Source organism: Corallococcus sp. AB049A, assembly GCF_003668885.1.
GTDB lineage: Bacteria > Myxococcota > Myxococcia > Myxococcales > Myxococcaceae > Corallococcus > Corallococcus interemptor.
Map to the genome: position 1 here is coordinate 1 of NZ_RAWL01001377.1, position 399 is coordinate 399.

The 399-nt window shown below is 63.4% G+C and carries 1 protein-coding gene; it reads right to left on the reverse strand.

Annotation, left to right across the window (positions count from 1 at the left end; genetic code table 11):
- Nucleotides 1-399: lipocalin family protein (locus D7X55_RS47265; RefSeq protein ID WP_121725806.1), on the reverse strand; the 399-nt coding region annotated here is incomplete at both ends.

Below are 399 nucleotides of genomic sequence, written 5' to 3' on the forward strand. Positions count from 1 at the left end.
TCCGGATGCTGAGGCACGCGCTTGAGCTTGTCGGTGTTCACGCCGTACTCGTCGCGCAGGCGCTCGGCCAGCTCCTTGTACAGGGCTTTGTCCATGTCCGGCTTGCGCGCGAAGATCCAGGCCATTTCGCGGCCCGGATAACCGATCAGTGCCCATGAATAGTCCGGGGCCACTTCCAGTACCCGCGAGTGGGTCGGCACCACGCGATAGAACCAGGTTCGCCAGCCATGGTTGCCGCTGTCCGGATCGACGCTGGCACGTGCGCGAATTTCCTGCAGTGGTTCGCCGAAACCATCACGGTAGCGGTAGGTGATGGCGACCTTGTGCTCGTCGCGCAGCTCGTACTCGTTGACGCTGGCGACATGCCCGCGTTCGATGAAGTTCGGCACGCGGCCGATC